Origin of the sequence: Corynebacterium sp. LK2537 (assembly GCF_040946485.1) — a bacterium.
Classification (GTDB): Bacteria; Actinomycetota; Actinomycetes; order Mycobacteriales; family Mycobacteriaceae; genus Corynebacterium.
In genome coordinates this window covers 81,930-105,877 of the sequence record NZ_JAYWLQ010000006.1, presented here as the reverse complement: position 1 = coordinate 105,877, position 23,948 = coordinate 81,930, and the positions used below count along the sequence as shown (strand labels likewise).

Genomic DNA, 23,948 nt, shown 5'->3' with positions numbered 1-23,948 from the left:
TTAGTTGACTCGTTGATCGATTGTAATTGCCGGCTCTGAGTGCCGACTGAATGATGGGGGCGGCGCCGCTGGCTGCCGGATGAATAACCGGATGAATAAAAGGGCGGCAGCGGCGGGCCAAAACTGGACAGCTTGGTCTAGGGTTGGGTGGCATGACGCAGCAGACGAAGCAAGACCTCGCCCAGGGATTTACTTCCCGCGCCATCCACGCCGGCTACCACCCGGACGGACACATGGGGTCCATCAACGTGCCCATCTACGCCTCCACGACGTTCGCGCAGGACGGCCTCGCGCAGCTGCGCGGCGGCTTCGAATACGGCCGCGTGGCCAACCCGACGGTCCGCTCCCTGGAGCAGACCCTGGCGGCCCTGGAGGACGCCAGCTTTGCCCGCGTGTTCTCGTCGGGCATGGCGGCCATCGACACGCTCATCCGCATCCTGGCCCGCCCCGGCGATCACGTCATCCTGGGCAACGACGCCTACGGCGGCACCTACCGCCTGCTGCACCACGACTTCGGGGAGTGGGGCATTCAGCTGAGTGTCGTGGACACGACCAACCCGGACGAGGTCGCGGCCGCCGTGCGCGACAACACCCGCATCATCTGGCTGGAAACGCCCAGCAACCCGGCGCTGTCGGTCACGGATATCGCGGCCGTAGCGGAAGTGAAGAAGCACGCCGCGCTGGTGGTGGACAACACCTTCGCCACGCCCTACCTGCAAAACCCGCTGGCCCTGGGCGCGGATCACGTGGTCCACTCGACCACCAAGTACCTGGGCGGCCACTCCGACGTCCTCGGAGGCGCCGTCATCACTAACGATGCGCACGTCGACGAGCGCCTCCTGTACTTCCAGGGCTGCGTCGGCGCGGTGTCCTCGCCTTTCGATGCCTACCTCACCGCCCGCGGCATCAAGACCCTGGGCGTGCGCATGGAGCGCCACTGCTCCAACGCGCAGGCGGTCGCCGAATACCTGGCCGCCCGTCCCGAGGTCAGCCAGGTCTATTACCCGGGGCTGGAAGACCACCCCGGCCACGCGACGGCCGCGGGCCAGATGCGCGGCTTCGGCGGCATGCTCTCGGTTCGCTTCCACAGCCCCGAGCACGCGGAGCAGTTCTGCCTGAACACCCGCCTGATTTGTCTGGCGGAGTCGCTGGGCGGGGTTGAGTCCCTGGTCGAGCACCCGCAGAAGATGACGCACGCCTCGGCGGAAGGCTCCGAGCTGGTCCCGCCGGCGGATATGGTGCGCTTGTCGATTGGTATTGAGGACGAGGCCGACCTGCTGGCCGACCTCGCCCAGGCGCTGGACGCCCTAAGCTAGCAGGTCGCCGGCCGTGCGGTCGGTCTCCTGCAGCATCAGGGGATCGGTCCCCGGCATGGGGGAGATGGTGGTATCCGGCCACTGGGCATAGGTGGGGATACCAATGATGTGCAGCCGCTCGTCCACCGCGCCGTCGGGGTGGACGGTGCGGCGCTGCCACGTGGTCTCCGGCGAGCCCGTCGGGTGCCCGTGGTCGTAGAAGGGCCGCGTGCGCGCCTGGATCGACACCGACATCGGGTCGACGGCGTGGCGCACGTCGGGCTGGTGCATCCAGGCATCGACGAGCCAGTCGGAACTGGCGGCGCCGAAACGGGTGCGCAGGGTGAACTCGTCGCCGATTTCCAGCTGCGGGTGATCGCCTAAGAAGGTGACCAGGCCGGCATCGATGAGCGCGAGCAGTTGCTGGGTGCGGAACAGCGGCGGGCCGGAGCCAATCATCTGGCCAAAGGCCATGAATTCGCGGTAGGAACCCGTGCGCGAGTCCCAGCTCATGCGGCCTTCCGAGCCCGCAATAGAGGCGGGCTTGCGCGCTGCCGAAATCGCCCACAGGGCGGCCTTGAGGTGGGAGTCGCGCCCGGCCTGGGACTCGGCGATGTCGCGCTCCAAGCCGGCGGCGATGAAACCGGTCGGGTCGTCGCCGTCGTAGGCGGCCAGCGGGTTCATCCAGTAGTCGAGGCGGAACTCGCAGCCCAGCGCCGCGGTGAGCTCGGCGGCTAGGGCGGGCAGGGTGTCGGCGTGCAGCTCGGCGGCATCGATGTCGGCGGCGCGCTCCGGGTAGTAGGCGGCGTAGGCGTCGCGGACCAGGGCGGGCAGGACCTCGGCGCCGAAGTCGAAGTCGTCGCTCAGGCCCGCCAGTGCGGCCTTAAAGCGGGACAGATCGGCCTTCGGCGGCAGGGAGTGGTACTGGGACTTCGGCAGGTAGGGGTAGCCGCGTCCGGAGGAAACGACCAGCTGGGGCTCGCGGCCGGACGGCTGGTAGCGCAGGCCGCCGCGGGCGGAGTCGTCGGCGACGAACTCGCCGCCGCGGTTGATAGTCACCAGCGCCATGACGTCGAAGAAGCCCATACCGAGCCCGCGCACGAGCACCTTCTGGCCGGCCGGGATCTCCTCGACGGGCTGCTCGACGGGGTTGTCGGGGCGCACCCAGTTGAGGTCGGCGGCGGCGGCCAGGCGCTGCTCTTCGTCGTTAGCCGCCGGCACCTGCCAGCCGTAGGCCAACACCGTCTTGTCGGCGGTGACCTGGGAGCCGTCGGCCAGGGTCACCACGTCGTGGTCTCCGGCGTCGGCGATGCCGGTAGCGCGGCTGAAGTGGTGGACCACCTGGACGTCATCGGGCAGCTGCGCCAGCGCGACGGTCAGCACCCAGCGCAGGTAGGCGCCGTAGAGGGCGCGGGAGGGGTGGGACTCGGGCCGGGACTCGTCGAGCTCGGTGGCAAAGGCGCGGTCGACGGTGGGCGGGAACTGGCGGAACAGCTTCACCTTGGCGTCGCTGATGCCGGCCGCGGCCGGGTCGTCGCCGCGCAGGAGCTGGATCCACTCGTAGAGGATGGGGCCTTCCAGCGCCGGGGCAGAAAGGGTGGACTCCGGCTCGGTGAACAGGGTGACCGCGCCGGCCAGGGTGTTCATGCACAGGGTGCGGGTCTGGTCGGTCTCCCAAATGCGGCCGGCGCCGTGCTCGGCGTCGTCGATGATGTGCAGGGTGATAGGTGGGGTGGAGGGGTGCTCGTGGAGGTGAGCGGCGAGGCGTTCAATGACGGAGATTCCCCGCGGGCCCATTCCCACGATGGCCACGGCTAACGGTGCTGACAATGTCTTCATCCTTCAGAGACGAGAGAATAAATTAGACTAGTTGGTCTACAGTAATGATACTAAACGGTCTAAACTGTGTTAAATTCGCAGACAAGTTAAGAGTTGAACTAAACCCGAAGAAGCATCATCACCGTGAAACTACTCAGAACCCTCACCAGTCTAGTCGCCTCGGCAGCGCTGGCCGCGGGGTGCGCCACCGCGCCGGATGGGGAAGGCGGCAGCTCCGACAACGTCCTGACGTACCTGGAGCCGCAGTTCTTCCGCACGCTCTACCCGCCGGCCGCCGGCTTCTACCCGAACGGCGGCGTGGTCAACCAGATCACCGACCGGCTGCTCTACCAGGACCCGGAAACCCTGGAGCTTTCTCCCTGGATCGCCACGGAGCTGCCCGAGGTTAACGAGGACGCCACCGAATACACCTTTAATATCCGCACGGACGTGACCTATTCCGACGGATCCCCGCTGACGGCGGAGAACGTCGTGGCGAATTTCGACCTCTACGGGCTGGGCGACAGCGACCGCACGCTGACCGCCTCCGAGCAGATCTCCAACTACGAGCGCGGCGAGGTCATCGACGAAGACACCGTGCGTTTCCACTTCTCCGCCCCCTCGCCGGGCTTTTTGCAGGCCACCGCCTCGTACAACTCCGGCCTGCTGTCCGATGAGTCGCTCAAGCTGGACAACGAGGGCTTCGGCCCCGGTAACGCGCGCAACGTCATCGGCTCGGGCCCCTTCGTCGTCGAGCACGAGGAGATCGGCACCGACCTGGTGCTCAAGACCCGCGAAGACTACGACTGGGCGCCGCCTCAGGCGCGCCACCAGGGCCGGGCCGCCATCGATGGCGTCCACTACATCCTGGCCGCCGAGGAATCCGTGCGCACGGGCGCGGTGCTGTCCGGCCAGGCGGATATCGCCCGCCAGATTTCGGCGCCGCAGGAAAGCCTGCTGGAATCCCGCGGGGTGAATATCGTCACCCGCGGCACCAACTCGATGAACAACCAGCTGGCCTTCCGCTTCGACCACCCGCTGCTGCGCGACCAGCGGGTGCGCGAGGCGATTATCCACGGCATCGATAGGCAGGAAATCCTGCGCGTGCTCTTCTCCGACTCCTACCCGCTGGCGACCTCCACCGTGGCCGAAACGGGGCTGGGCTACAAGGACCAGGGCGACGCCTATGCCTACGACCCGGAGGCCGCGCGCGAGCTGCTGGCAGAAGCCGGTTGGGAACCGGGCCCGGACGGCATCCGGGAAAAGGACGGCAAGCGCCTGGTGCTGCGCTCGAACACGGCGCTGCCGCAGCCGCGCTCCAAGGAGGTCATGACGATGATTCAGGACCAGCTGGGGGGGCTCGGCATCGGCGTGGAGATTAACGCCGGCGACCAGGCCACGCAGAACGCGGACGCCAAGGACATCGACAAGGTGCAGCTGTACCACTCCATGGTCGCGCGCGCCGACTACGACGCGATTACGTCCTTCTACAGCATCAACAACCGCGACGCCTTCCTCAACCAGGATTCCGCCGGCGAGCCCATCGACGCCCACCTGGAGCAGCTGCTCGACCGCGTCGTCTCCGTCACCGGCACCCAGGAGCGCGAGCAGGCGGTCCAGGAAGCCCAGGATTACATCACGGAGAAGGCCTACGCGCTGCCGCTGTTCGAGGAGCCGCAGGTTTACGCGGTCGCCGAGGGAGTGGAAGGTTTCCGGCCGGAGGCGGTCGCCCGCCCCTGGTTCTACGAGGTGGAGGAGATTAACTAATGACCGGAAAGCAGATTTTGGCCCGTCTCGGGCAGGCAGTGCTGGTGCTGCTGATTACCTACACGGTCGCGTTCTTCCTGCTGTCCGCGCTGCCGTCCGACGCCGTGCAGTCCCGCTTCGGCGACCCGGCGCTGGGCCTGTCGCAGGCCGAGATTGACGAGATCCGGGACTCGATGGGCATCGATAAGCCCCTGTGGGTCCAGTTCTTTACCTCGCTGGGCGGGTTCCTGGTCGGCGAGTTCGGCAACTCCACCGAGTCCGGCGCGCCGGTGGCCACGCTTATTGCGGACGCGCTGCCGCACACGCTGGCGCTGGCGGCCTCGGCGATCGTGGTCTCTGTCATCGTCGCCCTGCTGGTCGCTTTCGCCGCGACGCTGCCGGGCCTGGGTTGGATCGGCTCCTTCTTCCGCGGGCTTCCCTCCCTGCTGGTCTCGCTGCCGGGCTTCTGGGTGGGCATCCTGCTCATCCAGGTCTTCTCCTTCCAGCTGGGCTGGGTGCGCGTGATTGAGCCGGGCAGCATCGAGGGTCTCATCCTGCCCACGCTGACGCTGGCGGTGCCGATCTCCGCGCCGCTGACGCAGGTGCTCATCCGCTCCATCGAGCAGACGCAGGGCCAGCCCTTTGTCAACGCGGTGCGCGCCCGCGGCGCCTCGGAGTCCTGGATCTTCTGGCGCAACGTGCTGCGCAACTCCTTGCTCCCGGCGCTGACGATGGCCGGCCTGCTCTTCGGCGAGCTCGTCGGCGGCGCCGTGGTCACCGAGACCGTCTTCGGCCGCACCGGCCTGGGGCAGATGACCGCCCAGGCCGTGGCCAACCGAGACACCCCGGTGCTGATGGCGGTAGTGGTGATCGCCGCGGCCGCCTACGTCATTATCAACCTGGTCGTGGACCTGTTGTACCCGGTCCTGGACGTCCGCCTGCGGGGCCAGAAGGCCCCGGCCCGGGTGGCAGGAAGGAAGACCCATGTCTAAGCCCCACAATCCCTGGACCCGCCCGACGTCGATCGTGGCGATTGTCGTCCTGGTCATCGCCGCCCTCGCGGCGCTGTGGCCCAGTCTGCTGGCGAGCTCGGACCCGTACGCGGGCACCGACGTCGCCCTGCTGCCGCCGAGTTCCGAGCACTGGTTCGGCACCGACGCCGTCGGCCGCGACCTGTATGCCCGCGTCGTCTACGCCGCCCGCCAGTCCCTGGTCGGCGCCTTCATCGCCGTGGCCGTCGGCCTGGTGGTCGGCACCATCATCGGCGTGCTGGCCGGCAGCCTGCGCGGCTGGGTGGACACGGTCCTGATGCGCGTGGTCGACGTGCTGCTGTCCATCCCGGGCATCCTGCTGTCGCTGTCCATCATCATCGTGCTGGGCTTTGGCTCCGTCCAAGCGGCGGTGGCCGTCGGTGTCACCAGCATCGCGGCCTTCGCGCGCCTGGCCCGCTCCCAGGTCATCAGCGTGGCCGGGGCGGATTACGTCGAGGCTGCCTACGGCTCGGGCGCGCGCCCGCTGCAGGTGATGGTGCGCCACATCCTGCCCAACTCCCTGACCCCCGTGGTGGCCCTGGCGACCCTGCAGTTCGGCTCCGCAATCCTGCAGTTGTCCATCCTGGGCTTTCTGGGCTACGGCGCCCCGCCGCCCACGCCGGAATGGGGGCTTATCATCGCCGAGGGCCGCGACTTCATGGCCACGGCCTGGTGGCTGATTGTCATCCCGGGCTTGGCGATTGTCGCCGTCGTCATGGCCGCTAACCATCTCTCCCGCAACATTCGGGCGCAGGCCTAAACCACAAGGAGCGGAACTCGTGTCACTGTTAACTGTTACTGACTTGAACGTCTCCTACGACGGCTCCCCGGCGGTCCAGGGCGTGAACCTTGAGGTAGAGCCGGGCCAGATGACCGCGATCGTCGGTGAGTCCGGCTCGGGCAAGTCCACCTCGGCGCTGGCCATCCTGGGCCTGCTGCCGGACAACGCCGCCGTCGACGCCGGCTCCGTGACCTTCCAGGGCCGCGACCTGACCGGGCTGAGCCGCAAGCAATGGCGCAGCATCCGCGGCGCCCACATTGGGCTGGTGCCGCAGGACCCCAACAACTCCCTGAACCCGCTGAAGACCATCGGCGCCGCGGTGGAAGAGGGGATGGAAATCCATGGCCGCGCTGATCGGCGCGCGCGGGCGCTGGAGCTGCTGGAGCGGGTCGGCATCGATGACCCGGAGCGCCGCTACCACCAGTACCCGCACGAGCTGTCCGGCGGCATGAAGCAGCGCGTGCTCATCGCCGCGGCGGTGGCGCTGGAGCCGGAGCTTATCATCGCCGACGAGCCCACCAGCGCCCTCGACGTGACGGTGCAGAAGACGACCCTGGACCTGCTGGACGACATGCGCGCAGAGCTCGGCCTGGGCCTGCTGTTTATTACGCACGACCTGGCCGTGGCCGGCGACCGCGCGGACCAGATCGTGGTCATGGAGGCCGGCCAGGTCCGCGAGTCCGGCCTGGCAGCCACCGTGCTCACCGACCCGCAACACCCGTATTCCAAGCGCTTGCTCGCCGATGCCCCCTCCCTGACCGCAGCTGATTTCACCCGGCAGCAGGCCTCCCCGGTCGCGGCCGGGGCGGAGCCGCTGCTGCGGGTCGACGGCCTGGTGCAGCGCTTCGGCGATTTCACCGCCGTCGACGGGGTCAGCTTCGAGGTCGCCAAGGGCACGACCCACGCGCTGGTGGGGGAGTCGGGCTCGGGCAAGACCACCACCGGCCGGTCGGTGGCGATGTTCAACCAGCCGACCGCGGGCAGCATCCGGCTGGGCGGGACCGAGCTGACCGAGCTGGATGCGGCCGGCCGGCGGGAAGCCCGCCGCCAGGTCCAGCTGGTCTACCAGAACCCGTATAGCTCGCTGGATCCGCGGCGGACTATTGCGGATACCATCGCCGAGCCGCTGGTCAACTTCCGGGGGATGAAGCGGGCGCGGGCGCGCGAGGCCGCGCGCGAGTTCATGGAGCTGGTCGCCCTGGACCCGGACATGGGCCAGCGCCTGCCCGCGCGCCTGTCCGGCGGGCAGCGCCAGCGCGTGGCGATCGCGCGCGCCATGATCATCGAGCCGGAGCTGGTCGTCCTGGACGAGGCGGTCTCCGCCCTGGACGTGACCGTCCAGTCGCAGATCCTGCGCCTGCTCGACGACCTGCAGCAGGAGCTGGGGCTGACCTATATCTTCATCTCCCACGACCTGGCCGTGGTCAACCAGGTCAGCGACACCGTCAGCGTGCTGGGATCCGGCCAGCAGGTCGAATACGGCCCGACCGCCCAGGTCTTTACCAACCCGCAGGCGGATCTCACCCGCCGGCTCATCGAGGCCATCCCCGGCTCCCGCTACCGGGGCGGCGACCTAAACTTGGGCCTGTAAGAGCGAAAACGAAGCGAAGCAACAGCAAGAAGAAGCGAAGAACAGAGGAGAAATAATGACCGATATCATCGACGAGCTGGCGCAGACCAGCACCCAGGTGGGCCAGCTGCGCAACGCCCGCCCGGCGGCGCGCGACAACGCCCAGCTGAGCTTCGAGGCCCTGCTGGAGCCGGCGGAGGCGGGCGAGTTTAGCCAGGCCGAGCGCTACGCCGTGGCCGGCTTCGTGGCCGGGATTACGCAGGCCGGCCGCCCGGCGGAGTTCTATCTGGATCTCCTCGGCGACGAGGACGAGGAGCTTCTCGCCCCGGTCCAGGAGGCCATCGCGGCCGGCCAGCACCGCGGCCCTTACGCGGGCGGGGGCCATAGCACCTTCGCAGGCCTGGGCGAGCGCCTGGGCGCGGCCTTTGACTTCGCGCACCTATTGGTCTTCCACCCGAAGGACGCGGATCCGGCGGCCATCGGCCACCTGGACGCCAGCGGGTGGGGGCCGACCGGCATGGTCAGCCTGGCGCAGTTGATTAGCTTTTTGGCTTTCCAGCTGCGCGTGGTGCGCGGCATCGCGGTACTCAGCGGCGAGGAGCCGGCTGCGCCGGGGGTCGTGGCAGATACCCCGCAGGAGCGACCCGACTGGGAGGTCACGGGCGGGGTAGAGACCCCCGAGGTGGTCCACCCGGGCCGCTTTGTCAACCACGCGCTGGGCTGGAAGCCCTGGGTGCCGGGGCTGAGCAAGGAAGACTTCACCGATGAGCAGCGCGAGGCGCTGATCAAGCCGGAGCGCATCGAGCAGCCCTACTTCCGCCTGCTGGCCCGCGACCCCGCCGCGCTGAAGGCCCGCACCCTGACGGACCTGGACATCTTCTACAACACCGACGGCGGGCTGGGCCGCGCGGAGCGCGAGCTGGCCGCCACGGTGGTCTCGCGCCTCAACGGCTGCGAGTACTGCGCGTCGGTGCACCAGCAGCGCTTCGTCGACGAGGGCGGCGACCGGGAGACCATCGACCGGCTCCTCGACGACGGCGTCGACGTCGACCTGGGGCAGGCGGACTGGGCCGCCATCCGCGAAGCCTCGGTGGCTATCAGCCGGACCCCGCTCGAATTCGGCGCCGAGCACGTCGACGCGCTGCGGAAGGCGGGCCTAGACGACCAGGCGGTCCTGGACGTTATCTACTCCTCGTCCTTCTTTAACTGGGCGAACCGCCTGATGCTGACCCTGGGCACCCCGGACGTGCCCCGGCGCTTCCGCTAGAGCGCCTAGACTGGCCGGTATGACTAACCAAGAACAGACCAAGACCGCAGTCGTTACCGGCGCCACCGGCGGGATGGGCCGCGAGATCGTCGCGGACCTGTCCCGCGATCACCACGTAATCGCCATCGGCCGCAACGCCGAGCGCCTGGCGGAGCTGGAAGGCCCCGGCGTGACCTGCGTGCGCGCGGACCTGACCGAGGACTTTGACCTGCCGGAGTTGGACCGCGTTGACGTGCTGGTCCACGCCGCTGCGATTGCGCAGCGGCGCTCGGTGGCATCGGCCAGCCGGGAGGACTGGGAAGGCCACCTGTCCATCAACGTGGTGGCCCCGGCCATGCTGACCCAGCGCCTCCTGCCGGCGCTCAACCGCGCCGGCGGTACCGTGGTGTTTATCAACTCCGGCGCCGGCCGTGGCGGCTTCGGCGACAACGTGGTCTACGCGGCCACCAAGCACGCGCTCTACGCCCTGGCCGACGGGCTGCGCAAGTCCGAGCACGGCATCCGGGTAAGCACCGTCGCGCCGGGGCCCACCGATACCGAGATGCTGCAGGGGCTGACCGACTACAACCGCGACGAGGTCATCGCCCCGGTGGAGGTAGCCCGCGCTATCCGCGCCGTCGTCGATGCCGGCCCGACCACGCAGCTGACCGAAATTCAGGTGCGCCCGCGCGTGGAATAGGCCGCGTGGGTCGAACAACTCGGGCAGATTCATGCGCTAAACTTAATCTGTGACTAACCAGCCCAGTTCTAAACCGGCGTACCTGGCTATCGCGGATGCTCTGCGGGGGCGTATCGAGCGCGCCGAGCTGCGACCCGGCGATCGTTTTCCCACCGAGCGCGCCCTCGTGCACGAATTCAACGTCGCGCGCATGACGGTGCGCCACGCCCTGGACATCCTCCAGCTGGAGGGGCTTATCGATCGTCGCCGCGGCCGCACCGGCGGCACGTTCGTGCGCACTACGGCGCCGGTGGTGTTTTTGAGCCGCGTCCAGGACCTGGGCGCGCAGCTGAGTAACGACGAAAACGAGCTCGTCATTGACGAGCTCGAGGAATCTCACGTGCAGGTGCCGCCGGCCGTGGCCGAACAGCTAGCGATTGCGGAGACCGAGCGGGTGTGGTCGGTTAAAAGGCTGCACACCGTCGACGGGACGCCGGCGCTGTATTCCCACCATTTCGTGCCGGCGTCAGATCTGCAGGCCCACTGGGCCGGGCGGGAGCCGGCCAGCTACCGGCAGTCTTTGGAGCCGGCGCTGCCGAACGCGGTGGAACAAAAGGCGCTGCGGCTGTCGCGCACCACGCCGATTTTGCGGGTGCAGCGCTGCGCACTCGACGCCGCCGGCCGCCCCCTGGATTTCACCGAGATGGCGTTGCGCGGCGACGTCGCGGAGCTGCACCTAGATATTTAGGGGCGGGCGCTGGCCCGCGCAGGGGCTAGAGGAGCACCTGCGCCAGCAGGGAACCGACCACACACGAGGTCAGCACGGAGATGGCACCCGGGATGATGAACGAGTGGTTGATGACGAACTTGCCGATACGGGTCGTGCCGGTGCGGTCGAAGCCGATGCAGGCCAGGTCCGACGGGTAGGTCGGCAGGATGAAGTAGCCGTAAGCCGCGCCGTAGAAGCCGACGATGACGGCCGGGTCGATGCCCAGCTGCAGGCCGATGGGGGCGATGGCGACCAGGGCCGCGCCCTGGGAGTTGACCAGCTTCGAGACGATAATCAGCACGACGGCGTAGGCCCACGGGGCTTGGGCGACGACGTCGCCGAGGCCGGCCTCCAGGGCATCGATGTGCGCCTGGAAGAAGGTGTCCGCCATCCAGGCCACACCGAAGACGGAGAAGACCGCGGTCATACCGGCCTTGAAGACCGGGGTGCTGGCAATCTTTTTGTGGTCGACCTTGCAGCTCATCAGGATGACGGCGCCGGCGACAAGCATGACCATCTGGATGACCAGGTTCATCGACACCGGCGAGAGCTCGCCGTCCTCGCCCGGGACGAGCGGGCGCAGGAATTCGAAGGCACCGAGGAAGACCACGCAGACGATGGCGACCAGGAAGATGACCACGGAGCGCTTGGCTTCCTTGGGGAATTCCACGCCGATGAGCGAGTGGCTGGTGTTCTTGATGGAGTCCGCGAACTCGGGGTCCTTCATGCGCTCCTGGAAGACCGGATCCTTATCCAGGTCCTTGCCGCGGCGCAGGGACCACAGGGCGGCCAGGAGGACGCCGGACAGGGAGGCCGGGATGGCGACCATGAGGATCTGCGGGATGGAGTAGGCCTGGTCGATGACGCCGGCGTGCTCAGCCAGGATGGAGGCCAGCGAGACGGTAGCGACCGAGACCGGCGAGGCGGTAATACCCATCTGGGCCGAGGTGGAGGCCACGGCCATGGGGCGCTCGGGGCGGATGCCCTTCTTCAGCGCGATGTCCTCGATGATGGGGAACATCGTGTAGACGACGTGGCCGGTACCGCAGAGCACGGTGAGGAACCACGTGGTGAGGGGAGCGAGAATGGTGATGCGCTCCGGGTGGGCGCGCAGGATCTTCTCGGCGAATTGCATCATGACTTCAAGGCCGCGCGCCTGTTGGAGGGTTGCGGCGCAGCCGATGACTGCGATGATGGTCAGCATCACCGATACCGGCGGCTCGCCCGGGGCCAGTCCGAAGACGAAGACCATGAGCAGCAGGCCGATACCGGAAATCAGGCCCAGGCCGAGCCCGCCGTAGCGGGTACCCAGCACCAGGGCAACAAGGATAATGACCACTTGCAGCACGATCGCCAGGACGGAGTCCGGGGCGAGGACAGTGGCTAACATCGAGGTGCCTTTCCACTAATAACAAACAAGGGGGACAGTAAAAATATTATCGAAGCGGACACAATCGGACATAATGAAAGCGGCGAGCTAATAATCACAGCTCGCCGCTTAGTAGTTTCGGGACCAAATCTGCTAAAATCCCAGCGTAACGCCCATACTGTTAGCTGGCGTCCACCGCCCGGTTGCGCACGGCGCGGGCGGTGCGGTCACGCTGTTCGGTGACCACGCGGCGCAGCCCGGTGGGCAGATCGCGGCGCAGGAATTCCTCGGCGCGATCCACGGTGTCCTGGCTGACGTCCCAGGACGGGAAGAGGCCGGTGACCGTCGCCAGGGCGATTTCGTGGGACTGGCCGTCCCAGATCTTCTCCGCCACCTCGAAGTAGTCCTCGCTGGGCAGGTTGTCCTCCGCTCCGGGGAAGACCAGGCCGGCCAGCTTCGAGCCGGTGTCGCGGTTGCCCAGCTGGCCGTCGACGAGCTCGCGCCAGACCGCCTGCTTGTTCTCCGGGGTGTTGACGGCGGCGCGGGCCTTGAGGGAGGCCTGGTAGCCGGTGGCGGAGTTGTCGCGCTCGAGCTCGGCATCGATGAGCTGGCCCGCGTCCTCCCCGGCGCCGTCGGCGACCAGGGCGGCCAGGGCACGCCAGCGCATGCCGTTGTCCTCGGACGTTTCGGTAACCTCGCGGAAGTAGTCGCGGGAGGCCTCGGTCAGCGGCAGGGTGCCCAGGGCCTTGGCGAAGACCAGGCGGCGCTGCTCATCGTCGCTGCGGGCGCCGGCGACCAGGGCATCGGCCAGCAGGGACGAGTCCTGGGCCCAGGCGGGATCGGCGTAGCGCAGCTGGGCCTGCACGGCCTGGGTGAGGATGCGCTCGAGGACCGACAGCTCGGTCTCGGCGGCCGCGCCGCGGGCGACCAGGGCGATGAAGTCGCGGGCGCGCATGCTGCCCGCGCGGGTCATCTCCCAGGCGGCGGACCAGCACAGCGTGCGCGCCATCGGATCGGCGGTCTTGTCGATGTGGTCCACCACGAAGTCGCGGGAGGCCGGGTCCAGATCCTGCAGGGCGTAGGTCAGATCGTCGTCGTTGACCAGGACCAGATCCGCGGCCGGGGCGCCGACCAGTTCGGCGACGTCGGTGCTGGCGCCGTCGATGTCCAGCTCGACGCGCTGGTAGCGGGTGACCTTCTCGCCGTCCAGCCGGTAGAGCCCCACGGCCACGCGGTGGGTGCGCAGGGTATCCCCGGTCTGCTCGACGGCGAAGTCGGTGTAGGCGCCGTCGGCGACGTTAAAGCGGGCCTTGAGCGAGTTCACGCCGGTGGTCTTGAGCCACTGCTGGGCCCAGAAGGAAAGATCGCGGCCGGAGGCCTCGGTCAGGTGGCGCAGGAGATCGTCGAAGGTGGCGTTGCCCCAGGCGTGCGCCGAGAAGTGGCGGCGCACCCCAGCGAAGAAGTTCTCCCGGCCGACGTAGGCCTGCAGCTGCTTAAGCACGCTGGCGCCCTTGGCGTAGGTAATCCCGTCGAAGTTCTGCTCGACGGTCTCGATGTCCGAGGCGTCCGTGGAGATGGGGTGCGTGGTGGGCAGCTGGTCCTGCTGGTAGGCCCAGGCCTTTTCCACGTTGGCGAAGGTCACCCAGGCCGTGTCGTACTGGGTCTGCTCCGCCTGGGAGATGGCCGCGGACCAGGTGGCAAAGGATTCGTTGAGCCACAGGTCGTTCCACCACTGCATGGTCACCAGGTCGCCGAACCACATGTGGGCCAGCTCGTGGAGGATGGTGTCCGCGCGGCGCTCGTACATGTAGTGGGTGGCCTGGGAGGCGAAGACGTACTCGTCGCGGATGGTCACGCAGCCGGCGTTTTCCATGGCGCCGGCGTTGAACTCCGGCACGAAGACCTGGTCGTACTTGCCGTAGGGGTAGGCGAAGCCGAAGTTGCGGTGGTAGAAGTCGAAGCCCTGCTTGGTCTCGGTGAACAGGCGCTCGTGGTCCAGGTGCTCGGCCAGGGACTGGCGGCAGTACAGGCCGAGCGGGACCTCGAGGTCCTGGGCGGGCTGGCCCTCCGGGTGGGCGGTAAGCTGCCCGCGCCAGGTGTCGGTGAATTCGACGTACGGACCAGCGCATACGGCGATGAGGTAGGTCGACAGTGGGTAGTCCAGGTGGCAGCTAAAAGTGTTGCCGCGCTGGGTGGCCGGCCCGTTGGTGATAACCCGCCAGCCCTCCGGCACGGCGAAGGATAGGTCGTAGGTCGCCTTCAGGTCGGGCTGATCGAAGCAGGCGAAGACCCGCTTGGCGTCGGCGGTCTCGAACTGGGTGTACAGGTAGGGCTGGTCGTCGGCTGGGTCGACGAAGCGGTGCAGGCCCTCGCCGGTGCGGGAATAGGGGATGCGCGCGGTGACCTCGACGGTGTAATCGGCGACCTGCAGGCCGGACAGCGGGATGCCGTACTCCGGCTCGTAGGCGGCGGTCGGCAGGGGAGCCCCGCTCAGCCGCACGTCCAGGATTTCCTCGGCGCGCAGATCGAGGAAGGTGCTGCCCGGGCGCAGGCACGAAAAGTCCACGCGGGTGGTGGAGATGAAGTGCGTGTCCGACTGCGTCAGGTCCAAAGCGACGTCGTAATGGTTGACTCGCAGCATCTGCGAGCGATGCTGGGCCTCGTCGCGAGTCAGGTTTGTCGAGGTCATAGCTGTTTTACCTCCTAGGTGGTGAATTTTAGGCTACGGTCCAGCCTAGCCGTCGCCTAGGCTGGGGCGCGCGGAATCCCCATAACCACTACAACAGCCTCTAGAAATTAGGAGAAAAACGATCATGACTCAGCAGGTGAAGTTCTGGTTCGACGTCTCGTGCCCGTTCGCTTGGGCCACCTCGCGGTGGATCAAGGAGGCCGAGAAGGTCCGTGACATCGAGGTCACCTTCGTGCCGATGTCCCTGTCCGTGCTCAACGAGGGCCGCGACCTGGACCCGGCCTACATGGAGGCCATGGAAGCCAACTGGGGTCCGGCCCGCGTCTTCGCCCGCGTGGCCACCCAGGAGCCGGCCAAGGTCGACGAGCTCTACACCGCGATGGGCACGCTGGTCCACGTCGACGGCAACGCCGGCAAGAAGGGCTACGGCGCTTACGACGAGATCATCGCCCAGGCCCTGGACCAGGCCGGCCTGGACGCGGCTTACGCCGAGGTAGCCAACACCACCGACGCCGACGCGGAGCTGAAGCGCTTCCACCAGGAGGGCATCGACTCGGTCGGCGAGGACGTCGGCACCCCGGTGGTCAAGCTGGGCGAGACCGCCTTCTTCGGCCCGGTCATCACCCGCATCCCGCGCGGGGAGGAGGCCGGCGAGCTTTTCGATGCCGCCGTGAAGCTCGCCGAGTTCCCCTATTTCTTCGAACTCAAGCGCACCCGCACCGAGATGCCGGCGGCCGAGTAGGCCCGGCGGTAGGATAAAGATTATGCGCGTATACCTAGGAGCAGATCACGCAGGTTTTGAGACCAAAAACCTGATTGCACAGCACTTGTCCGACGCCGGCCACGAGGTCATCGACTGCGGCGCCCACACCTTCGACCCGGAGGATGACTACCCGGCGTTTTGCATCGAGGCGGCCCAGCGCACGGTCAACGATCCGGGTTCTTCGGGGATCGTGCTGGGCGGCTCCGGCAACGGCGAGCAGATCGCGGCCAACAAGGTCGAGGGCGCGCGCTGCGCCCTGGCGTGGTCGGAAGAGACCGCGCGCCTGGCCCGTGAGCACAACAACGCCCAGCTCATCGGCATCGGCGGCCGCATGCACACCCCGGAGCAGGCCCTGGCCATCGTGGACGCCTTCTTGGATCAGGAATGGTCGGGCGCGGAGCGCCACCAGCGCCGGATCGACATCCTGGCCGACTACGAGCGCACCGGCATCGCCCCGGAGGTCCCGGAGGACTAGGCAACTAGAGTCACCCAGCCAGACAAAAGGCGCCGGGGAGAAGAACTTCAGTGGTTCTTTCTCCCCGGCGCCTTTGAGCGGACGCTCCGGCTTAGAAGTCGAAGTCGAAGCCGTCGCCGCCGAGCAGGCCGCCGTCGAAGATGCCGCCGTCGAACAGGCCACCGCCGTCGCCGCCCATATCGCCAGCATCCCCCATGTCGTCGCCGTCGCCCATATCGCCGGCATCCCCCATGTCGCCGCCGTCGCTGAAGTCGCCCGCTGCGGCCTCCTCGCCGGAGTAGCCGACGCCGGCCATACCGGCGAACATGGCGTTAAACATCATGGAATAGCCCATCATCCACACGCCGGTAGCCATGGCGTCGGCCCACCACGGGCGGGAGTACCAGCCGGCCGGGACCGGGCGGCCGGCCACGGTGCCGCCGGGGTAGTAGTTCGGGGTCTCGTCGGACGCGTACGGGGAGGCGGTGATCTCCTGACCGCCGGCGTCGACCGTGCGGCGCTCGGTGACCTTGCCGGCCTTGCGCTGGCCCTCCAGCGGCGGCAGCTCCGGGCCCGGATCCATGCCCATGATTTCGCGCGCCGCGTTGACGTAGTGCAGGCCCTCCAGCGCGGACTCGCGGGCCAGCTGCGCCTGCTTGGTGGTATTCGCCCGGGAGATGGCGGAATTGGCCGCGGTGAAACGCTCCGAAGCATCCGCCATCGCCTGCTGGGAGGCCTTGTCGGTGCCGGACAGGCTCATCACCTGGCCGCCCAGGCGCTCAATCCAGCGCCGCGCCTCAGCCTGGGCGTCTTCTAATTGCTGCTGCTGGCGCTGCTCGGCCTTTTTCTTGTTGTTGCTGCTGGCCCACCAGGCCACGCCGCCGCCGACCACGATAAGAAGGATGAGCAAATCCATGTCTTAAAAGTTCACTTCCCGATAATCGAGGGTTGTCTCCCGCACCCGGCGGGCCGAGGCCCCGGCGCGGGGTACTTCTCTGGGTACTTACTAGGTTAAACGCCAGCCTATCCCGAAAAGTTCCCTCCCGTTAAGCTTCCGGAGCCGCCCGGGCGGTTTTGGGCGCGGCCCAAACCATGCGCTATTATTGTTCCCACGCCTTTAAACGGGGCAGTGGGAATGTCGTATAGTGGCTAATACCTCAGCCTTCCAAGCTGAAGACGCGGGTTCGATTCCCGTCATTCCCTCCACGCCAACGCCGGAGAAGACCGCACTGGAAAAATCCAGTAGCCTGGTCTCCGGCGTTTTTGATGTGCGGGCCCGAAGCCGAGCCCGCTGTGCTGGGAAGGGGAGTGCGGTGGAGACTATCGTGACCGCGGTCTTGGTGTTTATCTCGACCTCGATAGATTACCTCGTCGTGCTGACCATCCTGTTCGCCACGCAGGGTGCCCGCCACGGCCGGGCCATCTACGGCGGGCAGTACTTGGGCACCGGGATCCTGGTGGCGGCCAGCCTGGTCGCGGCGTCGTTGATGAACCTCATCCCGCACGACTGGATCATCGGCCTGCTGGGGCTTATCCCCATCGTGCTCGGCATCCGGGTGCTGCTGGTGGACGAGGACGTCGACGAGGAGGAGATCGCGGACAAGGTCCGCGGTAGCGGATCGAAGCTGGCCGCCTTCACCGCGCTGACCCTGGCGCTGGGCGGGGACAACCTGGGCGTCTACGTGCCCTACTTCAGCCGGACCAGCGGGGCGCAGATCCTCGTCATCCTGGCCGTCTTCGCGCTGGGGATCTTCCTGCTGTGCCAGCTGGCCCAGCGGCTGGCCGCCGTCCCGGCCATCGGGGAGACGGTGGAGAAATATGAGAAAGTCATCGTGCCCGTGGTCTTCATCGGGCTGGGCGTCTACCTGCTCATCGAGAACGGGACCGTCGACGTCCTCTGGGGCGCGCTGACGTCTTAAAAAGCGCGGTTTCAGTACAGTGGGGCGCATGAACGTACCAATGATTGAGCTCAACGACGGCAACCGCATCCCGCAGCTGGGCTACGGCGTCTTCCAGGTGGACCCGGACCAGACCGAGGAGCTGGTGGCCGAGGCACTGCGCCAGGGCATCCGGCACATCGACACCGCCGCCATCTACGGCAACGAAGAGGGCGTGGGCCGGGCGATTGCCGCCTCCGGCATCCCGCGAGACGAGCTGTTTATCACCACCAAGCTGTGGAACGACAGCCAGCTCAACGCCGAGGAGGCGTTGGATACCTCCCTGGGCAAGCTGGGGCTCGATTACGTCGATCTCTACCTGATCCACTGGCCGGTCCCGGCCGACGGCAACTACGTCGAGGCCTGGAAGCAGCTGATTGAGCTGCGCCAGGCGGGCAAGGCCAAGTCCATCGGCGTGTCCAACTTCTTGCCGGAGCACCTCGACCAGCTGGAGATGAACACGGACGTCACCCCGGCCGTCAACCAGATCGAGCTGCACCCGTACTTCCAGCAGTGGAAGGACATCGACGCCGCCCGGGCCCACGGCATCAAGGTCGAGGCCTGGGGCCCGCTGGGCCAGGGCAAGACCGATATCTTCGAGCAGCCGGAAATCACCGATCCGGCCGAGGCCCACGGCGTCAGCCCGGCCCAGGTGATTATCCGCTGGCACCTGCAGAACGGGACGATCGTCTTCCCGAAGACCGCCACCCCGGAGCGCATCCGCGAAAACTTCGATGTCCTCGGCTTCGAGCTCAGCGAGGACGAGATGGCCGGGATTACCTCGCTGGACCGCGGCGAGGAGGGCCGGGGCGGCGCGCACCCGGCAGAAATGGACGCGAAATAGCGGCTAGACGGCGCCGTCGCGCACCCGGAGCCTGCGGAAACCCGGCCAACCGGGACCCGAAGTTGGGCATTGCGTGGCGGCATCGGTAAGCTAAGGCGAGCAACGCCGGCGCGGGGGCTTCCGCGCTGGCAGGGCAAGCTATACGGGGCGTGGCGCAGCTTGGTAGCGCACCTGCTTTGGGAGCAGGGGGTCGCAGGTTCAAATCCTGTCGCCCCGACGTATAGGGGCCTGTCAGCCACCCTCATGCGAGGTGCTGCCGGGCCCCTTGTTTATACTCTGTACCAGAAATCCTTCTACCAATTGAGAGCCAGGAGAGTTACTCGTGAAGACTACCGTCGACAAGCTGAGCGACACCCGCGTTAAGCTCACCGTCAACGTCCCGTTCGCAGAGCTGGATAAAGAGATTGATCAGGCCTACGCCGCAATCGCCCAGCAGGTTGCCATCCCGGGCTTCCGTAAGGGCAAGGCGCCGCGCCAGCTTATCGATGCCCGCTTCGGCCGCGGCCCGATCCTAGAGCAGGTCGTCAACGACATGCTGCCGTCCCGCTACGAGCAGGCCGTCACCGAAAACGACCTGAAGGTCATCGGCCAGCCGGACGTGGATATCTCCAAGATCGAAGACAAGGACTTCGTGGAGTTCACCGCCGAGGTCGACGTCCGCCCGGAGATCGAGGTTCCGGATTTCTCCGAGCTGTCCGTCACCGTCCCGGCCCTTACCGTCGAGGACGCCGACGTGGACAAGGAGCTGGAGAACCTGCAGGAGCGCTTCGGTGAGCTCAAGGACACCAAGCGCAAGATGAAGACCGGCGACATCGCCGTCATCGACCTGACCGCTGAGGTCGACGGCAAGAAGATCGACGAGGCTTCCACCGAGGGTCTGAACTACCGTATCGGCGACGACGACCTCATCAAGGGTCTGGACACCGCCCTGCGCGGCCTGAAGACCGACGAGGACGCCGAGTTCACCGCCAAGCTGGAGTCCGGCGAGCACAAGGGCGAAGAGGCCACCATCAAGGTCCACGTCCAGCAGACCAAGGAGCGCAAGCTGCCGGCCCTGGACGACGAGTTCGCCCAGCTGGCCAGCGAGTTCGACACCATCGACGAGCTGCGTGAGGCCACCAAATCCCAGGTCGAGGAGCAGAAGAAGGCCCAGCAGGCCGGCAACATCCGCGACGAGGTCCTGAAGGCCGCCCTGGACAAGGTCTCCTTCGAGCTGCCGGAGTCCATCGTGGAAGAGCAGGCGCACGCCCAGCTGCACCAGGTCCTGGGCCAGCTGGCTCACGACGAGAAGGCGCTGGCACAGCTGCTCGAGGCGCAGGGCACCACCCGCGAGGAATTCGACGCTGACGCCCGCAAGTCCGCCGAGGAGTCCGTGCGCACCCAGCTGTTCCTGGACACCGTCGCCGAGCAGGAGCAGCCGGAGGTCTCCCAGCAGGAGCTGACCGACCACATCCTGTTCACCGCGCAGTCCTACGGCATGGACCCGAACCAGTTCGTCCAGCAGCTGCAGTCCAACGGCCAGATCGGCAACCTGTTCGCCGACGTCCGCCGTGGCAAGGCCCTGGCCGCCGCCATCTGCCGCGTTGACGTCAAGGACGAGGACGGCAACAAGGTCGACGTCGACCAGTACTTCGGCGAGATCGACGAAGACGAGGACGAGGCAACCGACTCCGAGTAAAGGCCTTGGCCCACCGCCCCTAGCGGGCGCGGTGGGACCGCCTAGCCCAGCTTCGGCTGGGCTTTTCGTCTGTCTGCGGCGGCTGCAACGCTGACAGCGAACACGTCCCACGGGAGGCGGGAAAGGCAGTATCGTGGGTCGTATTAAGACAAAGATCCGTCACCAAGGAGATTATGAATTCTATGTCTGACAGTATTCAGATGACCTCACCGGCACCGGGCATGAACCTGGGCGACAGCGTCTACGAGCGCCTGCTGCGCGAGCGCATCATCTTCCTGGGCACCCAGGTCGATGACGAGATTGCCAATAAGCTCTGCGCCCAGATCCTCCTGCTGTCTGCGGAGGACCCGACGCGCGATATTTCGCTCTACATTAACTCCCCGGGTGGCTCGGTGACCGCCGGCATGGCCATTTACGACACCATGAAGTACTCGCCGTGCGACGTCGCCACCTACGGCATGGGCCTGGCCGCCTCCATGGGCCAGTTCCTGCTCTCCGGCGGCACCAAGGGCAAGCGCTTCGCCCTGCCGCACGCCCGCATCATGATGCACCAGCCCTCCGCCGGCGTGGGCGGCACCGCCGCGGACATCGCCATCCAGGCCGAGCAGTTCGCCGCCACCAAGCGCGAGATGGCCGAGCTGATCGCTGAGCACACCGGCCAGACCTTCGAGCAGATTACGAAGGACTCGGACCGCGACCGCTGGTTCACCGCCGCGCAGGCGAAGGACTACGGCATCGTCGACCACGTCATCGAGACGGTCAACGGCCCCATCAGCAACTAGGTAGCACCCACCACTAAAGCTCAGAAGCAAGGAGAATTTTTAATATGACGCAATCGCAGATGCCTTCTTCCCGCTACGTGCTGCCGTCGTTCATCGAGCAGTCCGCGCAGGGGACCAAGGAGACCAACCCGTACTCGAAGCTCTTCGAGGAGCGCATCATCTTCCTGGGCACCCAGGTCGATGACACCTCCGCTAACGATGTCATGGCGCAGCTGCTGGTCCTGGAGGCCCAGGACCCGGACCGCGACATCACCATGTACATCAACTCGCCGGGCGGTTCTTTCACCGCGCTGATGGCTATTTACGACACCATGCGCTACGTGCGCCCCGACGTGCAGACCGTCTGCCTGGGCCAGGCGGCCTCCGCCGCCGCGGTCCTGCTGGCCGCCGGCGCACCGGGCAAGCGCGCCGCACTGCCGAACGCCCGCGTGCTGATCCACCAGCCCGCCACCCAGGGCACCCAGGGCCAGGTCTCCGACCTAGAGATCCAGGCCGCCGAGATCGAGCGCATGCGCAAGCTGATGGAAAACACGCTCGCCGAGCACACCGGCCGCACGGCTGAGCAGGTGCGCATCGACACCGACCGCGACAAGATCCTGACCGCTCAGGAAGCGAAGGAATACGGCATCATCGACCAGGTCTTTGAGTACCGCAAGCTGAACTCCTAAATTTAGGGGTAGTTCAGGCCCGTCTCCGGAATAGCATCCGGCGGCGGGCCTTTCGCATGGGGTAGTGGGGCAGCGGCTGCCCCCGTGCCGGGACGGTTACTACCCAAGCGAAAACTATTAATGATCCGCGAAGTTGCCTGCTCAGCCCCGGCGCCGCTGGCTGCAGCGGCCCGTCCCACCGGGTGGGAAGGGCGAGGTAGGCTACCGGAAAATGGGGGTGGAGGATCTCACATTAATTGCGTTGTGGCGTGGAAGGTGGCTATATATTTCTATGTCACGAATCACAAACGCTCACTCAGTGTCAGGTGCGTCCGGCGACGCCTCGGCGGTTGGACAACCATCAGAAAAGGAACGGCAGTTCTTCGGCCACCCGTGGGGGTTGGCCAACCTCTTCGGCGTGGAGATGTGGGAGCGTTTCAGCTTCTACGGCATGCAGGCGCTGGTCCTGCTGTACATGTACTACTCCGTGTCCGAGGGCGGTCTGGAGATCCCCAAGGCGGCGGCGACCTCCATCGTCGGCGCCTACGGCGGCTTGGTCTACATGGCCTGCCTGCTCGCCTCCCTCGTGGCCGACCGCGTCCTCGGCGCGGAGCGCACCCTGTACTACTCGGCCATCATGGTCATGCTGGGCCACCTGGCGCTGGCCTTCATCCCCGCGGTGACGGGCCTAGCCATCGGCCTGGTGCTTATCGCCGTCGGTTCCGGCGGCGTGAAGACCACCGCGCAGGTCGTGCTGGGCGCGCTCTACTCGCGCGATGATCCCCGCCGCGATGGCGGGTTCTCCATCTTTTATATGGGCGTCAACATCGGCGCGCTCTTCGGGCCGCTGATCACCACGCTGCTGTGGGGCTGGCAGGGCTTCCACTGGGGCTTCGGCATCGCCGCCGTCGGTATGTTCTTCGGCCTGGTCCAGTACACCCTCATGCGCGGCAGCACCATCAAGGAGGCCGGCCACGAGGTCCCGAACCCCGTCTCGCGGCAGCAGCTGCTGGTGGCCCTGGCCCTCCTCGCCGTCATCGTCGTTGTGTGCGTGTGGCTTATCGCCTCCGGCGTGGTCAAGCTGGAGTGGCTGTCCAACATCGTCACGGTCGTGGCCTTCCTCGCCGCGGTCACGCTGTGGCTGCAGATGTACCGCTCCCGTCTGACCACCCCGCAGGAGCGCGGCCGCCTGCTCGGCTTCATCCCGATGTTCGTCTCCGGCGTGCTCTTCTTCGGCATCTTCCAGCAGCAGTTCACCGTGCTGACCATCTACTCCGATATGCGCCTGGACCGCCACATCTTCGGCATCGAGATCCCGCCGTCGATGGTCCAGCTCATCAACCCCATCTTTATCGTTATCTTCTCCAGCGTCTTCGCCTTCATCTGGACCAAGCTGGGCGACCGCCAGTGGTCGACGCCGACCAAGTTCGGTATCGCCAACGTCATCATCGGCGTCTCGCTGTTCTTCTTCCTGCCGTTCAGCGGCGGCGGACCGAACTCCACCCCGATGTTCGCCATCATCTGGATCCTCTTCCTGTTCACCATGGGCGAGCTGCTCCTGTCGCCGGTGGGCAACTCCCTGGCGACCAAGGTCGCCCCGGAGGCCTTCCCGTCGCGCATGATGGCGGTGTGGATGATGGCCGTGGCCATGGGCACCTCCCTGGCGGGCACGCTGGCCGGCTTCTACAACCCGGACAACGCCGGCGCGGAAAACACCTTCTTTATCACTCTGGGCATCGTTTCCATCGCGCTGGGCGTGGTTTTGTTGGCGCTCGCCAAGTGGGTCGTTAGCAAGTTCGCTACCTTCCGCTAAGGCGCGCCGGCTGCGTCGGGTGGGCGTGGTACGGTTG

20 protein-coding genes and 2 tRNA genes are annotated in these 23,948 nt (G+C 66.8%); 18 read left to right on the top strand and 4 right to left on the bottom strand.

Annotation, left to right across the window (positions count from 1 at the left end; all coding sequences use genetic code 11):
* The first annotated feature begins 152 nt into the window (after positions 1-152).
* Positions 153-1,316 carry a cystathionine gamma-synthase gene (locus VVS03_RS08995; RefSeq protein WP_368534355.1) on the top strand — a complete coding sequence of 388 codons (1,164 nt, stop codon included), beginning with the start codon at positions 153-155 and terminating at the stop codon, positions 1,314-1,316.
* Here the strand turns inward: VVS03_RS08995 and VVS03_RS08990 are convergent.
* A complete protein-coding gene (locus tag VVS03_RS08990; protein ID WP_368534354.1) occupies positions 1,308-3,134 on the bottom strand; it encodes an FAD/NAD(P)-binding protein in 1,827 nt (608 codons plus the stop codon). The genes VVS03_RS08995 and VVS03_RS08990 overlap by 9 nt on opposite strands.
* Positions 3,135-3,257: 123 nt before the next feature.
* Here VVS03_RS08990 and VVS03_RS08985 point away from each other — a divergent pair, with 123 nt between their 5' ends.
* Genes VVS03_RS08985 through VVS03_RS08955 form a run of 7 tightly spaced genes read left to right on the top strand, consistent with a single transcriptional unit; the run spans position 3,258 to position 10,914 of the window.
* On the top strand, positions 3,258-4,880 hold the full coding sequence (locus tag VVS03_RS08985) for a TIGR04028 family ABC transporter substrate-binding protein (RefSeq protein ID WP_409338396.1): 1,623 nt from the start codon (positions 3,258-3,260) through the stop codon (positions 4,878-4,880).
* A complete protein-coding gene (locus VVS03_RS08980) occupies positions 4,880-5,851 on the top strand; it encodes an ABC transporter permease (protein WP_368520364.1) in 972 nt (323 codons plus the stop codon). Before VVS03_RS08985 ends, VVS03_RS08980 begins: the two co-directional genes overlap by 1 nt.
* Entirely contained in the window at positions 5,844-6,650 is an 807-nt protein-coding gene (locus VVS03_RS08975) for an ABC transporter permease (RefSeq protein ID WP_368534353.1), read from the top strand. Before VVS03_RS08980 ends, VVS03_RS08975 begins: the two co-directional genes overlap by 8 nt.
* A gap of 19 nt (positions 6,651-6,669) precedes the next feature.
* Positions 6,670-8,262: a dipeptide ABC transporter ATP-binding protein gene (locus VVS03_RS08970; RefSeq protein WP_368534352.1), complete on the top strand. Its 1,593-nt coding sequence runs from the start codon at positions 6,670-6,672 to the stop codon at positions 8,260-8,262.
* 55 nt (positions 8,263-8,317) lie between these two features.
* Entirely contained in the window at positions 8,318-9,508 is a 1,191-nt protein-coding gene (locus tag VVS03_RS08965; RefSeq protein ID WP_368534351.1) for an alkylhydroperoxidase domain protein, read from the top strand.
* Between the two features lie 19 nt (positions 9,509-9,527).
* Positions 9,528-10,187 (top strand): SDR family oxidoreductase, encoded by a 660-nt coding sequence (locus VVS03_RS08960; protein ID WP_368534350.1) that lies wholly within the window; start codon positions 9,528-9,530, stop codon positions 10,185-10,187.
* A gap of 49 nt (positions 10,188-10,236) precedes the next feature.
* On the top strand, positions 10,237-10,914 hold the full coding sequence (locus tag VVS03_RS08955) for a GntR family transcriptional regulator (RefSeq protein WP_368534349.1): 678 nt from the start codon (positions 10,237-10,239) through the stop codon (positions 10,912-10,914).
* A gap of 25 nt (positions 10,915-10,939) precedes the next feature.
* Here the strand turns inward: VVS03_RS08955 and VVS03_RS08950 are convergent, their stop codons facing one another.
* Complete coding sequence (locus tag VVS03_RS08950) at positions 10,940-12,325, bottom strand: anaerobic C4-dicarboxylate transporter (protein WP_368534348.1); 1,386 nt, start codon at positions 12,323-12,325, stop codon at positions 10,940-10,942.
* A gap of 160 nt (positions 12,326-12,485) precedes the next feature.
* Positions 12,486-14,993: an aminopeptidase N gene (gene pepN / locus VVS03_RS08945; RefSeq protein WP_368534347.1), complete on the bottom strand. Its 2,508-nt coding sequence runs from the start codon at positions 14,991-14,993 to the stop codon at positions 12,486-12,488.
* 124 nt (positions 14,994-15,117) lie between these two features.
* Here pepN and VVS03_RS08940 point away from each other — a divergent pair, with 124 nt between their 5' ends.
* Positions 15,118-15,735: a disulfide bond formation protein DsbA gene (locus tag VVS03_RS08940; protein ID WP_368520356.1), complete on the top strand. Its 618-nt coding sequence runs from the start codon at positions 15,118-15,120 to the stop codon at positions 15,733-15,735.
* 22 nt (positions 15,736-15,757) lie between these two features.
* The gene (locus tag VVS03_RS08935) at positions 15,758-16,231 is read left to right on the top strand and encodes a ribose-5-phosphate isomerase (protein ID WP_368520355.1); all 474 of its coding nucleotides are present in this window, start codon (positions 15,758-15,760) and stop codon (positions 16,229-16,231) included.
* A gap of 91 nt (positions 16,232-16,322) precedes the next feature.
* On the opposite strand, the gene VVS03_RS08930 is transcribed toward VVS03_RS08935, so the two are convergent.
* Entirely contained in the window at positions 16,323-17,126 is an 804-nt protein-coding gene (locus tag VVS03_RS08930; protein WP_368521404.1) for a DUF1542 domain-containing protein, read from the bottom strand.
* A gap of 215 nt (positions 17,127-17,341) precedes the next feature.
* On the opposite strand from VVS03_RS08930, the gene VVS03_RS08925 reads away from it, so the two are divergent.
* The 8 genes from VVS03_RS08925 to VVS03_RS08890 all read left to right on the top strand — a co-directional run bounded on the left by VVS03_RS08925 (position 17,342) and on the right by VVS03_RS08890 (position 23,911).
* Positions 17,342-17,416, top strand: a tRNA-Gly gene (locus tag VVS03_RS08925).
* 107 nt (positions 17,417-17,523) lie between these two features.
* Positions 17,524-18,129, top strand: coding sequence for a CadD family cadmium resistance transporter (locus VVS03_RS08920; protein WP_368520353.1), 606 nt, complete (start codon positions 17,524-17,526; stop codon positions 18,127-18,129).
* A gap of 28 nt (positions 18,130-18,157) precedes the next feature.
* Entirely contained in the window at positions 18,158-18,991 is an 834-nt protein-coding gene (locus VVS03_RS08915; protein WP_368520352.1) for an aldo/keto reductase, read from the top strand.
* 143 nt (positions 18,992-19,134) lie between these two features.
* Positions 19,135-19,208 (top strand) — tRNA-Pro (locus tag VVS03_RS08910).
* Positions 19,209-19,313: 105 nt separating this feature from the next.
* On the top strand, positions 19,314-20,669 hold the full coding sequence (gene tig / locus VVS03_RS08905) for a trigger factor (RefSeq protein WP_368520351.1): 1,356 nt from the start codon (positions 19,314-19,316) through the stop codon (positions 20,667-20,669).
* 182 nt (positions 20,670-20,851) lie between these two features.
* Positions 20,852-21,451 (top strand): ATP-dependent Clp protease proteolytic subunit, encoded by a 600-nt coding sequence (locus VVS03_RS08900; protein ID WP_070769070.1) that lies wholly within the window; start codon positions 20,852-20,854, stop codon positions 21,449-21,451.
* Positions 21,452-21,495: 44 nt separating this feature from the next.
* Positions 21,496-22,119, top strand: coding sequence for an ATP-dependent Clp protease proteolytic subunit (locus tag VVS03_RS08895; protein ID WP_368520350.1), 624 nt, complete (start codon positions 21,496-21,498; stop codon positions 22,117-22,119).
* 271 nt (positions 22,120-22,390) lie between these two features.
* Positions 22,391-23,911, top strand: coding sequence for a peptide MFS transporter (locus tag VVS03_RS08890; protein WP_409338395.1), 1,521 nt, complete (start codon positions 22,391-22,393; stop codon positions 23,909-23,911).
* The last annotated feature ends 37 nt before the right edge of the window (positions 23,912-23,948 follow it).